The sequence below is a fragment of the Marivirga tractuosa genome, from assembly GCF_042140215.1.
Lineage (GTDB): Bacteria > Bacteroidota > Bacteroidia > Cytophagales > Cyclobacteriaceae > Marivirga > Marivirga tractuosa_A.
In genome coordinates this window covers 2,044,468-2,057,701 of record NZ_CP159478.1, presented here as the reverse complement: position 1 = coordinate 2,057,701, position 13,234 = coordinate 2,044,468, and the positions used below count along the sequence as shown (strand labels likewise).

13 protein-coding genes and 1 riboswitch are annotated in these 13,234 nt (G+C 37.5%); of the genes, 9 read left to right on the top strand and 4 right to left on the bottom strand.

The genetic code is table 11. From position 1 onward, the window contains the following. The first annotated feature begins 101 nt into the window (after positions 1-101). On the top strand, positions 102-1,745 hold the full coding sequence (locus ABWH96_RS09395) for a M1 family metallopeptidase (protein ID WP_375581200.1): 1,644 nt from the start codon (positions 102-104) through the stop codon (positions 1,743-1,745). 170 nt (positions 1,746-1,915) lie between these two features. Here the strand turns inward: ABWH96_RS09395 and ABWH96_RS09390 are convergent, their stop codons facing one another. The 3 genes from ABWH96_RS09390 to ABWH96_RS09380 all read right to left on the bottom strand — a co-directional run bounded on the left by ABWH96_RS09390 (position 1,916) and on the right by ABWH96_RS09380 (position 4,250). Beyond that, positions 1,916-2,167: a Rho termination factor N-terminal domain-containing protein gene (locus ABWH96_RS09390; RefSeq protein ID WP_375581199.1), complete on the bottom strand. Its 252-nt coding sequence runs from the start codon at positions 2,165-2,167 to the stop codon at positions 1,916-1,918. 53 nt (positions 2,168-2,220) lie between these two features. After that, on the bottom strand, positions 2,221-2,616 hold the full coding sequence (locus tag ABWH96_RS09385; RefSeq protein ID WP_375581198.1) for a DUF779 domain-containing protein: 396 nt from the start codon (positions 2,614-2,616) through the stop codon (positions 2,221-2,223). Positions 2,617-2,726: 110 nt separating this feature from the next. Further along, complete coding sequence (locus ABWH96_RS09380) at positions 2,727-4,250, bottom strand: aldehyde dehydrogenase family protein (protein WP_375581197.1); 1,524 nt, start codon at positions 4,248-4,250, stop codon at positions 2,727-2,729. Between the two features lie 214 nt (positions 4,251-4,464). On the opposite strand from ABWH96_RS09380, the gene ABWH96_RS09375 reads away from it, so the two are divergent. Both ABWH96_RS09375 and ABWH96_RS09370 read left to right on the top strand, forming a co-directional pair. Further along, complete coding sequence (locus ABWH96_RS09375) at positions 4,465-5,409, top strand: AraC family transcriptional regulator (protein WP_375581196.1); 945 nt, start codon at positions 4,465-4,467, stop codon at positions 5,407-5,409. A 218-nt stretch (positions 5,410-5,627) separates the two neighbouring features. Next, positions 5,628-6,545 carry a glutaminase gene (locus tag ABWH96_RS09370; protein WP_375581195.1) on the top strand — a complete coding sequence of 306 codons (918 nt, stop codon included), beginning with the start codon at positions 5,628-5,630 and terminating at the stop codon, positions 6,543-6,545. Between the two features lie 258 nt (positions 6,546-6,803). Here ABWH96_RS09370 and ABWH96_RS09365 read toward each other — a convergent pair whose 3' ends face one another. Further along, complete coding sequence (locus ABWH96_RS09365; protein WP_375581194.1) at positions 6,804-8,102, bottom strand: MFS transporter; 1,299 nt, start codon at positions 8,100-8,102, stop codon at positions 6,804-6,806. A gap of 146 nt (positions 8,103-8,248) precedes the next feature. Then, positions 8,249-8,340: riboswitch (TPP riboswitch) on the top strand. 62 nt (positions 8,341-8,402) lie between these two features. On the opposite strand from ABWH96_RS09365, the gene thiS reads away from it, so the two are divergent. Genes thiS through ABWH96_RS09335 form a run of 6 tightly spaced genes read left to right on the top strand, consistent with a single transcriptional unit; the run spans position 8,403 to position 13,122 of the window. Next, entirely contained in the window at positions 8,403-8,606 is a 204-nt protein-coding gene (gene thiS, locus ABWH96_RS09360) for a sulfur carrier protein ThiS (RefSeq protein WP_375581193.1), read from the top strand. Positions 8,607-8,635: 29 nt separating this feature from the next. Further along, on the top strand, positions 8,636-10,513 hold the full coding sequence (gene thiC / locus ABWH96_RS09355) for a phosphomethylpyrimidine synthase ThiC (protein ID WP_375581192.1): 1,878 nt from the start codon (positions 8,636-8,638) through the stop codon (positions 10,511-10,513). A gap of 1 nt (position 10,514) precedes the next feature. Then, positions 10,515-11,003 (top strand): thiamine phosphate synthase, encoded by a 489-nt coding sequence (locus ABWH96_RS09350; protein WP_375581191.1) that lies wholly within the window; start codon positions 10,515-10,517, stop codon positions 11,001-11,003. Beyond that, positions 10,991-11,746, top strand: a complete 756-nt coding sequence (locus tag ABWH96_RS09345; protein ID WP_375581190.1) for a hydroxymethylpyrimidine/phosphomethylpyrimidine kinase — start codon at positions 10,991-10,993, stop codon at positions 11,744-11,746. Before ABWH96_RS09350 ends, ABWH96_RS09345 begins: the two co-directional genes overlap by 13 nt. Next, positions 11,736-12,377, top strand: coding sequence for a thiamine phosphate synthase (locus ABWH96_RS09340; RefSeq protein WP_375581189.1), 642 nt, complete (start codon positions 11,736-11,738; stop codon positions 12,375-12,377). Before ABWH96_RS09345 ends, ABWH96_RS09340 begins: the two co-directional genes overlap by 11 nt. Then, the gene (locus ABWH96_RS09335) at positions 12,355-13,122 is read left to right on the top strand and encodes a thiazole synthase (RefSeq protein ID WP_375581188.1); all 768 of its coding nucleotides are present in this window, start codon (positions 12,355-12,357) and stop codon (positions 13,120-13,122) included. The genes ABWH96_RS09340 and ABWH96_RS09335 overlap by 23 nt, the downstream gene beginning before the upstream one ends. Positions 13,123-13,234 lie beyond the last annotated feature (112 nt).

Genomic DNA, 13,234 nt, shown 5'->3' with positions numbered 1-13,234 from the left:
ATAAAACTTAAACCCCTCTCTTTATTTAGGACGCTATTGTTTTAAATATTAGAATGTATTACCTTTCAGAAATCTTTAATTCGCATAAATTTTCATTTAACATGCCCCAAATAGGATCCAAATTGCTATTTATAGTATTTCTAACGCTAGGAACTAATGAGCTATTCGCCCAAAAAGAATTCAGCAGAGCCGATAGCTTGAACGGTGGGCTTACAAAAGAAAGAACTTGGTGGGATTTGAAATATTACCACCTTCAGACTAAGGTAAATCCTGATGAAAAATATATTTCTGGAAGTAATGTAGTACAATACGAAGTTTTAGAACCCTATCAAATCATGCAAATCGATTTGAAAAAACCTATGCAAATTGATAGTATTATTCAAAATGGAGAGCAACTTGAATTCTCCACAGAATTTAATGCTCATTTTATTAAGTTACAAGAAAAACAAAAAGAAGGTTCTCTCAATGAATTAACCATCTACTATTCTGGTAATCCGAGGGTAGCAAAAAATGCTCCTTGGGATGGAGGTTTTACTTGGAAGAAAGATGAAAATGACCAGCATTTTATCGCTACAGCCAATCAAGGAATTGGCGCCAGTGTGTGGTGGCCATGCAAAGAACACCCCGCTGACGAACCTGATAGCATGTTTATTAGTGTAAATGTACCAAAACCTTTAGTGGATGTATCCAATGGAAGGTTAAAAGAAGTAGAGGAGCATGAAAACAGCCGAACTTATCATTGGTTTGTGAGCAATCCTATCAATAATTATGGAGTGAATTTGAATATTGGCGATTATGTAAATTTTACTGAAAAATATAAAGGTGAGAAAGGTCTATTGGATTGCAGTTACTGGGTTTTGAGCTATAATTTGGAAAAAGCTAAAAAGCAATTTCAAGAAGTGCCTCGAATGTTGGAAGCTTTCGAATATTGGTTTGGCCCCTACCCTTTTTATGAAGATAGTTACAAATTAGTAGAAGCTCCTTATTTGGGAATGGAGCATCAAAGCTCAGTTACTTACGGAAATGAATTTAAAAATGGCTACAGAGGCAGAGATTTAAGCCAAACTGGGTGGGGTTTAAAATTTGATTTTATCATCATACATGAATCTGGCCATGAGTGGTTTGCCAATAACATCACTAATCAGGATGTGGCAGATATGTGGATCCACGAAGGGTTTACCCACTATTCTGAAAACCTATTTTTAGATTATCATTATGATTCTATGGCAGCCAATGCTTATGTGCAGGGTGTTCGTTCTTCCATTCAAAATGACAGACCTATAATAGGTGAATATGGGGTTTCTCATGAAGGTTCAAGCGATATGTATTATAAAGCTGGAAATATGCTGCATCTCATTAGGCAATTATTCGATAATGATGAAAAATGGAGACAAACTTTAAGGGGATTGAACAAAAAATTCTATCATCAGACTGTAACTACCCAAGAAATTGAAAATTATATCTCAGAAGCTTATGGGAAACCTTTGGATAAGATATTTGACCAATATCTTCGCACTACTCAAATCCCTACCTTCACTTACAGAGTTTTGGGTAACCAGTTACTCTACAAATGGGAAAATACAGTTGATGGATTTGATATGCCAATTCGGATATTTATAAATGGTGAAGCTGAATGGCTTAAACCGAATTCAAAAGCCTTTAAAACCTTAGAAAACTTGCCTGAAAATGTTGACATCTTAGTCGATCGTAATTTTTATGTGGGTGATTTTAATTTGACGGAGTAGCTTTTTAGTCCTTAGGGGGAAATTTGGTCAGTACCTGTAATTTAGCAATTGATAAAATATAGTCGAAGAAAGATGCAGCTTATAGTAGGAATTAAGTCAGTACCGAAGGTCAGACAAGAACCATCATCAACATAAATATACAATCTGTGACTCTTATCTATTGTAAACTGTCAATAATTCCGAAGTGCATCAATCAACTCCTCTTTATTCATTTTAGAACGCCCTTCAACACCTACTTTTTGAGCTTGTTCTTGTAATTCTTCAACTGTCCATTCTTCAAAGGGAGGTGCTTGTCCTCCTTTTTTGCCTGAGTCTGGCGTATTGGCAATGCGAGCAGCTTTTTCTTTGCTCATTCCTTTATCTATTAAAGCTTCATATTGCTCTTCATTTTTGACAGAAGGTATGTCATTTTTTTTATCCATTTCTTAATTGGTTTTACTTAATACAACCGATATAAAATGGAAATGTTACTAATTCAGTTTGCTGAATCCGCTTCTAAATATTCCTCTCCCGTCATAGTAGGCTCTAAATTCTCCATTTCTTCCATAGTGAAAATGCGAGAGCGGATGATAAAACGAATTCCCATAGGAATCTCCAGAGAAAAGCTTGAGCCTCTTCCTTCAGTTACATCTAAGGTGAGGTGGGTATGCTTCCAATATTCGAATTGATCCTTACTCATGAAGAAGTCGCAGCCATACACTTGGCCCATCCAGACATCTCCACCTCCTACTTTGAAATCACCTTTTTCGAAACACATGGGGGAAGAACCATCGCAGCAGCCTCCACTTTGATGAAACATCAAATCACCAAATCTATCTCTTAATTCATCTATTACTTCTATTGCCCGATCGCTTATTGTTACTCGTTCCATTTTTAACAGTTTTAAGTTTTAGGTTCTAAGTTTTAAGTAAAAAAAAGTTACAGGTTGTAAATAAGATTTATCCTACTTACAACCTATAACTTACTACTTAAAACAATCTACTAAAAGAAACCTAATTTATTCTTATCATAAGAAATCAACATGTTTTTGGTTTGTCTGTAGTGATCTAACATCATTTTATGATTCTCTCTACCGAAACCTGATTTCTTATAGCCACCAAATGGAGCATGTGCAGGATAAGCATGATAGTTATTCACCCAAACACGTCCGGCTTTCACAGCCCTCGGTACCTGATATAATTCGTGAGCATCTCTACTCCATAATCCAGCACCTAATCCGTACATGGTATCATTGGCTATTTCAATAGCTTCTTCTGTGGTTTTGAAAGTACAAACAGAGGTAACAGGGCCGAAAATTTCTTCCTGGAATACTCTCATTTTATTGTGACCTTTGAAAATTGTAGGCTCAATGTAATAGCCATTTTCCAAACCCGAATTTAAATTTGCTTTTACGCCACCGCAAAGCACCTCTGCTCCTTCTTGTTTTCCAATATCCAGATAAGATAGAATCTTTTCGAATTGATCGTTAGAAGCTTGTGCACCCATCATGGTATCTTCCGCTAAAGGATGTCCCATTTTGATAGCTTTTGTTCTTTCCACCACTCTTTTCATAAATTCATCTGCTATATCCTCGTGAACCAATATTCTGGAAGGACAAGTACAAACCTCTCCTTGGTTTAAGGCAAACATTACAGCTCCTTCAATACATTTATCCAAGAATTCATCATCCTTATCCATTACAGATTTCATGAAAATGTTAGGAGATTTACCACCTAATTCCATGGTAACAGGAATTAAGTTTTCAGAAGCATATTGCATAATTAAACGACCGGTAGTTGTCTCTCCAGTGAATGCTACTTTTGAAATTCTGTCGGATTGAGCTAATGGCTTACCCGCTTCTGGACCAAAACCAGTTACTACATTCAGTACACCAGCTGGTACTACATCCTGAATCAATTCCATTAAGACCATAAGAGAAGTTGGCGTTTGTTCCGCTGGTTTAACTACAGTACAGCAACCTGCTGCTAATGCTGGAGCTATTTTCCATGTGGCCATTAAAAGAGGGAAGTTCCAAGGAATAATTTGCCCCACAACGCCTAAAGGCTCTTGTAAATTAATACTAACAGTATGCTCATCATGCTCTGAAATACTACTTTCATCTGCTCTGATAGCTCCTGCAAAATAACGGAAGTGATCCACGCAAAGTGGTAAATCTGCTGCTCTACATTCTCTTAAAGCTTTACCATTGTCAATGGTTTCTACTCTTGCCAGCATTTCAAGGTTTTCCTCAATAATATCGGCAATCTTCAAAAGTACATTGGCACGAGCTGCCGCAGATGTTTTCGACCAGGTTTGAAATGCTTTATGTGCTGCATCAATTGCTCTATCTACATCCTCCTTTGTTCCTCTGGCTGCTTTGGTAAAGGCTTTTCCATCCACAGGACTGATATTATCAAAATATTCTCCTTTTGCGGGCTTTACCCATTCTCCACCAATAAAGTGGTCGTATTGCGCCTTAAAAGTAGGACGATCTACTGTTTTGTGAGTTTTTTCTAAAGTTTCCATAGTAATTTTTTAATTTTTAATATAGTGTAATTTCCTACTTATAATTCTTAATTATTTTGTTAAGCGTATTAAACATTTTGCTTTCCATCTGATTTTTAGAATATCATAAAAATTACTAAATTGTAAGACTGCTTTCTTCGCTTTATGCGAGTAGTTCTGTCAGGTTTTAGAAACCTAACAAATCTGTAATTAGAAAGCAGGAAAACAAATAGCTATGAACAATGCCATCCGACCATACCAAGTACCATTAGGAAATGAGAATTCGCTTTTCACTTTAGTAGAGAACCGAACTGCCTATACCTATGACAGCTGCGAATTAAATGTTTTCGAAACGCATCAACAGGCAAAAGATGTAAAATTGGTTTTTAATGACTTTGTTTTCACTTCTATGTTAAGAGGTAAAAAGGTGATGCATCTAGAAAATAAAGAAGCATTTGACTATTTACCAGGTGAATCTGTAATAGTTGGTCCAAATGAAGTGATGGAAATAGATTTTCCGGAAGCCAAAAAAGGACAGCCTACTCAATGTATTGCACTAGCAATTTCTCAACAATTGATAGATTTTACTTTAGAGATGCTGAATGAAAAGCACCCGAAAGTGATGGAGCAAGAGCAATGGAAAATTGATCCTAGTATCCATCATATTATCAATAATCAGGAGTTGATCAATACGGTAGATAGAATCATTAAAATCTCCAGAACTGAGGATAGCACCACCAAGGATTTATATGTGGATTTGGCGATGAAGGAAATGATAATCCGATTAATGCAAACGCAGGCCAGACATGTTTTTACCTCCTCCCCTAAAACGTTGGCTTCTCATCATCCTTTAGCTTATGCTATTCATATTATTCAAAATAAAATTAATGAAAAAATAGATTTTGACCGCTTGGCCAATGCTGCTTGTATGAGCAGGGCGACTTTCTTTAAGAAATTCAAAGAAGCATTTGGTTTTACACCAGGGCAATATGTGCTTTCGGAAAGAATAAAATTGGCTAAAAAATGGTTGAAAAAACCCAATTGTAGTATTTCAGAGGCTTGTTATAATTCTGGTTTTGAAAACCTCTCGCATTTTACAAGTGCCTTTAAGAAAGAGGAAGGGGTCTCTCCTTCTGCTTTTAAAAAGAATAACCAAGAGAGTGGTTCATTTTTGAATTAAGGATTAAAACTAGCTTTAGTCCCAGTTATGGTAAAACGCCAAAAAGAGGTTTAATAATAGATGAAATGAATTTAAAAAATCACTTAACAAGCTTTAGATACAATATCTCTTTAATATCTCCATAAATTGGACAGCTGAGAGAAAGAAATTCATTAAATTTCCTTTTCTGCATCTCATAAACATTCCTGCCGTAAGAAGGAGAAAACAAAAACATTAATTTGGAAGACTATAACAGAATACTTGATGATATTTTACACACAGTAAATTCAGTAGACACACCGGGGAAAGTGGCTACCTACATTCCTGAATTGGCGAAAATTGATCCATATAAATTCGGAGTATCATTGCAATTTGCAAATGGCGAAACCTACAATGCCGGGGATTATGATGAGCGTTTTTCCATTCAGAGTATTTCGAAAGTCTTTACCTTAAGCATGGCTATTCAATGCATAGGCGATAAAGTTTGGGATCGAGTGGATGTAGAGCCATCTGGTGATCCATTTAATTCACTTGTGCAATTGGAGCATGAAGAGGGGATTCCCAGAAATCCATTCATTAACTCCGGTGCTATTGTAATATGCGATATTTTACTATCAGAATTGGAGAATCCAAAAGATGATTACTTGCAGTTTATGCATGATTTGCAAGGGACAGATAAAATTCAGTATAATGAAGAAGTATTTACATCTGAAAAAAGTATGGGTTATAGAAATGTAGCCATGGCTAATTTCATCAAGAGCTTTAAAAACATTCACAACAAGCCGGAAGATGTACTGGATTTCTATTTTTACACCTGTTCTATAGATATGAGCTGTGTTGAATTGGCCTGGTCTTTTCAGTTATTTGCTCAGCATGGAAAGTGCGCTCCGGATGGTACTTTATTCTTAGAACCCAATCAAATCAAAAGGATTAATGCACTAATGCTGACTTGTGGTTTTTATGATGAATCAGGTGAGTTTGCATTTCGAGTTGGCTTGCCCGGTAAAAGTGGTGTGGGCGGGGGCATTGCGGCTGTCTTGCCTGGCGAATTCAGCATAGCGGTATGGAGTCCAAAGCTCAATGAAAAAGGTAATTCTGCAAAAGGCATGCATGCACTTGAATTGTTTACTACCCATACAGAAATGTCAATTTTTTGACCACAATAGATTCAAAAGAAAACAAAAGGACAGCCTAAAGCTGTTTGACTTTAACCACAAAGGACACAGAAAATCAGAAATGTTAAAATAAAGAAGAAATAGTCGGTGTTCCACACGACCATGGGAGATTTAACATAAAAAAGCAGTCCATTTGCCATTTATTAAAAATGCCGTAGGCATGACCTTATGGTAACTAAAAAAGTAAAAGGCAACCTAAGCTCCGTAGGAGCGACCTTTCTCAACAGATATTCTAAATCCTCAAACCTTCTTCAACCTAAAGCTCAATACAATTGCCAATACCAACAAGCTCATAAAAAAGATAATCTGTGCAGGTAAACCAAAGAGCTCAGCTACTACACCAAAACCAGCTGCCACTAAAGTAAACAAACCTATGAAAGTATTTGCCACCGAAACATAAGTTGGTCGCTCATCATCTGGAGCATAATCAACCAAATAGGTTTTTCGACTTAACCTTGCCCCACTATAGGCAATACCGTTGATAAAAAAGACAGGCAAAAAAGCAAAGAATCCTAAATTCCAATCAGAAGCATAATAAAACAATAAAGCAAAAACCCCTCCTCCTATTGCAATAAAAGAAGAAATTCGCATCAAACGAGTAGCCGACTGATCTGCTATTTTACCCCAAAATGGACTGCTCAATACATTAGCTAATCCATTTACTATGATCAAATATCCTAGCAAACTCCAGTTAGGATTGCCGATATCCTTGGCTACTAAAACATAGAAAGGTTGTAAGAGTGGAACTGCCATTAACAATGCCCTGGTAAAAAGAAAATTTCTAAAATTCGTTTCTTCTTTTATCAGTTTTATCCCAGCTTTCACTTCTTGTAAAGGATTTCTACCTCCATCTGTAGCTCCTTTTTCTTCTTGAATTAGGAAAAACAGAATAGCCGCTATAAACCAGAGGACAGCAGCAAACAAAAACATAAATCCGTAAATGGATTTATCAGCTTCCTCTTGTATAAAAATGACTAAAACGACCCCCGCAATCAAACTTAATATTCCGCCAAAAGTAGAACGATAGCTCAACATCTGACCTCTGGTATTTTTCGGAATGGTTTTGCCTATCACATCTTTATAGGCAACAGAAGCTACGCCACTTGCTACACTAAAAACAGCTAAAAGCACTAGCATTGCAATTGGAAATGTTTTTTCATCCCCAAAGAAAATATGACCTGCGGCAGCCAACCAGCATAATCCTTGAACCAAAGCGCTGATTGCCCAGAAATTTTTCCTAATGGAGAAAGAGCGAATTTTACCCGAAACTGCCAGCTGAGGCAATAAAGAACCTGCATCTTTAACCGGAACCAATGCACCAATCATAGTTGAAGAAGCTCCGAAGAAATCCATTATCCAGGCTAGGGTCAAATTCGGACTGATGATTTTCTCTGCCAGTTTAGTCAAAGTTCCATTGGAAATATTAAGTGTGAAATTCTTGGGAACATTAGTGCAAGCCTCCTCAGGAATGGCTTTGCATGCCCGAGGCTCATCTTCTTCTATTAAAAAATCATAAAATCTTTCTTTTAACTCAGGCATAATTTTCTGGACTTAGACATCCAAAACTATAAATTTTTATCCTTTCTATAGCAGTAAATATTTTTTACCGGCACAAAAAATAAACTACTTGAAAAAGATTTATCGTATGTAGTTTGACATTCCCTTTATATTTTACTTACATTTGAATCAAACTTTAGGGGTGCCCGCTTGGGCTGAGATTATACCCTCAAAACCTGATGCAGTTAATGCTGCCGTAGGGAAAAGAGTTATTACACTCATGTTATACACATGGGTGTAATGCGTGCATTCCTGAAGTTTAATCACAAAAAGGACTCAGGAATGGAAATCAAGCTTAACAATCAGACTCAGATTTTACAGGAAAAATGCTCACTGCAGCAATTAATGGATGAATTTATGCCTCAAAAGCAAAAAGGCATTGCCATTGCTGTCAATCAAACTGTAATTCCCAAAGCAAATTGGCAAGAGCATTTTCTACATTCCCATGATGATGTCCTAATCATTAGAGCCACCCAAGGTGGATAATTAACTAAGAATCAAAAAAACAAATTACTATGAAAAAGGAACATGCACCACAGGAAAATGGGATCAGTCGGGCGCCGCTGCCCGGTTCACGCAAAATTTATGTAAAAGGAGAGCTCCATGATATTAATGTTGCCATGCGAGAGATTATGCTCTCCCCTACAAAATTATCCAATGGTAAAATTGAGGAGAATCCATCTGCGGTAATTTATGACACAAGCGGCCCCTACACAGATCCTAATTTTGAAATAGACCTTAAAAAAGGTTTGCCCCGAATAAGAGAGGAATGGATTCTAAAAAGAGGTGATGTTGAACAACTTGAGAATTTTTCTTCTGAATACTTTAGCGAAAGATTAGCGGATGAAAAATTAGACCATTTACGTTTTGAGCACCTTAAAAAGCCTTTAAAAGCCAAAAAAGGAGCGAATGTCACTCAACTTCATTATGCAAAAAAAGGAATTATCACTCCAGAAATGGAATACATTGCTATTCGTGAAAATCAGAGGATTGATTTGATGAAAGAGCAGCATGCAGGGAAACAAAGCTACTTGACCGAGCAACATCCTGGTGAAAGTTTTGGAGCCAATACACCAAAGAGTTTCATTACCCCCGAATTTGTTAGAGATGAAGTTGCAGCAGGACGAGCAATTATTCCATCAAATATCAACCATCCTGAAAGCGAACCAATGATTATTGGTAGAAATTTCCTGGTGAAAATCAATACCAATATTGGCAATAGTGCAGTCACCTCCAGTATTGAAGAGGAAGTGGAGAAAGCCGTTTGGAGTTGCCGTTGGGGCGGAGATACCCTGATGGATTTGTCAACCGGAAAAAACATCCATGAAACCAGGGAATGGATCATTCGCAACTGTCCTGTACCGGTAGGAACAGTTCCTATTTATCAGGCATTGGAAAAAGTAAACGGTAAAGCAGAAGATTTAACCTGGGAATTATTCCGTGATACTTTAATAGAGCAGGCTGAACAAGGTGTGGATTATTTCACTATTCATGCTGCAGCTTTATTGCGCTATGTACCCTTAACTGCCAAGCGAGTGACCGGTATTGTTTCTCGTGGAGGTTCTATTATGGCTAAATGGTGCTTAGCTCATCATAAAGAGAATTTCCTTTATACTCATTTTGAAGAAATTTGCGAGATCATGAAAGCTTATGATGTTGCTTTCTCTTTAGGCGATGGCCTGCGACCAGGAAGTATTGCAGATGCCAATGACGAAGCACAATATGCCGAACTGAAAACTCAAGGCGAACTCAATAAAATTGCCTGGAAACATGATGTGCAGGTAATGAATGAAGGGCCGGGACATGTACCAATGCATATGATTAAAGACAATATGGAGAAGCAATTAGAGTATTGCAACGAAGCTCCATTTTATACCTTAGGCCCATTAACCACTGACATTGCTCCTGGCTATGATCATATTACTTCCGCAATTGGAGCTGCCATGATCGGATGGTATGGAACTGCTATGCTTTGCTATGTTACGCCAAAAGAGCATTTAGGATTGCCTAATAAAAAAGATGTGAAAGATGGCGTGATTACTTATAAAATAGCGGCTCATGCTGCCGATTTAGCCAAAGGACATCCCGGGGCGCAGTATAGAGATAATGCATTAAGCAAAGCCCGATTTGAATTCCGTTGGGAAGATCAGTTTAATCTAGCCCTCGATCCGGATACAGCAAGGGAATTTCATGATGAAACCTTGCCAGCAGATGGTGCCAAAGTAGCACATTTTTGCTCTATGTGTGGTCCAAATTTCTGTTCAATGAAGATTACACAGGAAGTACGGGATTTTGCCGCTAAAAAAGAATTGTCGGAAAAAGAAGCCTTGGAAAAAGGAATGAAGGAGAAATCCGAGGAGTTTAAAGAAAAAGGGAAACAGCTATATCTGTAAGATGATTGTGGTCATTTCTCATCCTACTCCAATAGAGGGAGAATTTCAAACCCTGCATCAATTATTTGATGCGGGACTGGAATTCTTCCATCTCTATAAGCCAGGCTTTTCAAGCAAAGAAATTGAAGCCTATTGGGCACAAATTCCTGAGAAATATCGGCAAAAAGTGAGTATGCATTCGGATCATTTGAAATTCCATAGTTTGCAAGAGCTTGAGAAATGTTCAGTGGATTATGAGTATGCCATGCTTTCTCCAATTTTTGATAGCATTTCCAAACGGGGATATAAAAGCTCTTTTGATTTAAAAGAATTAAGGAATTTTTTAAAAGGAAGGAAAGAGAAAATCATTGCTTTAGGCGGAATTGATGAGGATAAAATTGAAAAGATAAAAGAAGCAGGTTTCTCTGGAATAGCATTACTAGGAGCGGTTTGGCACAGTGAGAATCCGATCAGGAAATACAAAGTAATTAAAGAGAAATGGATGAAGTGAAAAATCATGTATTGAGCATAGCAGGCTTCGATCCAAGCGGAGGTGCGGGAGTACTAGCTGATGTCAAAACTTTTGAAGCCAATAAAATGCAAGGAATGGGAATAATAAGTGCCCTGACCTTTCAAAATGACAGAGAATTTGACCGAGTACAGTGGATAGCTGTAGATGAAATTCTCCAACAGTACGAGGTGCTCAACAGAAGATTTAAATTTTCGGTAGTCAAGATTGGCTTGGTGGAAAATTTTGAAGTTTTAGAGGCTATTTTGGCTTACCTAAAAGCCTCGACTTCCGATTGCCTTTTTATATGGGATCCTATTCTGAAGGCAAGCGCAGGCTTTGAATTTCATAAAAATATTGACCACCACAGAATCATCAAACTTCTAAAAAACTTCTCTCTAATAACACCTAATACAGATGAAATAAAGCTTTTAACTAGAATAGACAATGAGATGGAAGCTGCAAAAGAATTGACAAACTATTGCCCAGTATTACTAAAAGGTGGGCACAGTAAAAAAGAGCCGGGAACAGATTATTTGTTTATGGACGACAAAATAGAACAATTAAAACCTTATGGAATTGATGCAAGTCCCAAACATGGATCAGGTTGTGTTTTGTCATCAGCAATAACTGCCCAATTGGCAAAAGGAGAAAACTTATTGAACTCATGTCTTCAAGCAAAAAAATACACAGAACTATTTTTATCCAGCAACACTACATTATTAGGAACTCACAATGGCAAATAAACTGCAATATATCTCACAAGGCGAAACAGCACAGGAGCAAATCACCAACATTCACAAATCATTGGATGCAGGCTGTGAATGGGTGCAATTACGCTTTAAAAATGCCAATAAAAAGGATTTTGAAGAGGTGGCTACTGAAGTTAAAAAAATATGCGATAGTTATAATGCAAAGCTAATTATAAACGATCAGGTGGACATAGTACATAAGGTAGATGCTTGCGGAGTACATTTAGGACTTCAGGATATGCCCATTAAGCAGGCAAGACATATTCTGGGTAATGATAAAATCATTGGGGGCACTTCCAATTCATTAGAAGATGTGCTAATGAGAGTCAAAGAAGAGTGTGATTATATCGGTTTAGGTCCATTTCGATTTACATCTACTAAGAAAAAATTAAGCCCGATCTTAGGTGTTGAGGGTATTAATAAAATTATGCAGGAACTGGCTTCACAGTCAATTCAAATACCAGTTTATGCCATCGGAGGAATTACATATAGTGATGTAAAGGAAATTATGGAAACAGGAGTTGCCGGAATAGCCATATCAGGTGAAATCACCATGCACCCCAACAAAAAAGAATTATTGGAAAACTTTAATCAAATACTCAATGGACAAATTAATCATAGCTGAAAAAGAATTTCAATCTCGCCTATTTTTAGGGACAGGGAAGTTTGGAACCCCAAAAATTATGGAGGATGCCGTATTGGCTTCAGGTTCTGAATTAGTAACTGTTGCGCTTAAACGCATTGATTTTGAAACGCAAACTGATAATTTACTTGAACATCTACACCATCCGCAAATCAATTTATTGCCTAACACCTCAGGTGCTCGCAACGCAAAAGAGGCAGTATTTGCGGCTCAGCTGGCAAGGGAGGCTATGGAAACCAATTGGGTAAAACTTGAAATCCATCCCGATCCAAAGCATCTGATGCCTGATCCTATTGAAACCTTAAAAGCTACGGAAGAACTAGCAAAATTGGGATTTATCGTGATGCCTTATATTCATGCTGACCCGGTTTTGTGCAAAAGACTGGAAGATGCTGGCACTGATGCAGTTATGCCACTGGGATCACCAATCGGCAGCAACAAAGGCTTAAGAACTAGTGATTTTCTGGAAATTATTATTGAGCAAAGTAAGGTACCTGTAGTCATCGATGCCGGAATTGGGGCTCCTTCCGATGCGGCAAAGGCTATGGAAATGGGAGCTGATGCAGTCTTGGTCAATACCGCCATAGCAGTTTCAGAAAACCCTGTAGAGATGGCAAAGGCTTTTAAACTGGCAGTGGAAGCAGGAAGAATGGCTTTTGAAGCTAAGCTTGGAAGAGAAAACAAGACAGCCAAAGCAAGTAGCCCGTTAACAGCATTTTTAGATTAAACAGAGCCTGTTAGGTAATTACTCGAGAGCCATTGAAGCTATTTGAAAATAAAAATCAAATGATCAGCCTCTGTGTAATTTAATTTTAGAATCCATATAATTATCAATACAT

Excerpts from the sequence above, each read along its gene's own strand:
- thiC (WP_375581192.1), top strand. The coding sequence starts at position 8,636 with ATGAAAAAGGAACATGCACCACAGGAAAATGGGATCAGTCGGGCGCCG.
- ABWH96_RS09365 (WP_375581194.1), bottom strand. The coding sequence starts at position 8,102 with ATGCCTGAGTTAAAAGAAAGATTTTATGATTTTTTAATAGAAGAAGAT.
- ABWH96_RS09380 (WP_375581197.1), bottom strand. The coding sequence starts at position 4,250 with ATGGAAACTTTAGAAAAAACTCACAAAACAGTAGATCGTCCTACTTTT.
- ABWH96_RS09375 (WP_375581196.1), top strand. The coding sequence starts at position 4,465 with ATGAACAATGCCATCCGACCATACCAAGTACCATTAGGAAATGAGAAT.
- ABWH96_RS09385 (WP_375581198.1), bottom strand. The coding sequence starts at position 2,616 with ATGGAACGAGTAACAATAAGCGATCGGGCAATAGAAGTAATAGATGAA.
- ABWH96_RS09345 (WP_375581190.1), top strand. The coding sequence starts at position 10,991 with ATGGATGAAGTGAAAAATCATGTATTGAGCATAGCAGGCTTCGATCCA.
- ABWH96_RS09335 (WP_375581188.1), top strand. The coding sequence starts at position 12,355 with ATGGACAAATTAATCATAGCTGAAAAAGAATTTCAATCTCGCCTATTT.
- ABWH96_RS09340 (WP_375581189.1), top strand. The coding sequence starts at position 11,736 with ATGGCAAATAAACTGCAATATATCTCACAAGGCGAAACAGCACAGGAG.
- ABWH96_RS09395 (WP_375581200.1), top strand. The coding sequence starts at position 102 with ATGCCCCAAATAGGATCCAAATTGCTATTTATAGTATTTCTAACGCTA.
- ABWH96_RS09390 (WP_375581199.1), bottom strand. The coding sequence starts at position 2,167 with ATGGATAAAAAAAATGACATACCTTCTGTCAAAAATGAAGAGCAATAT.
- thiS (WP_375581193.1), top strand. The coding sequence starts at position 8,403 with ATGGAAATCAAGCTTAACAATCAGACTCAGATTTTACAGGAAAAATGC.
- ABWH96_RS09350 (WP_375581191.1), top strand. The coding sequence starts at position 10,515 with ATGATTGTGGTCATTTCTCATCCTACTCCAATAGAGGGAGAATTTCAA.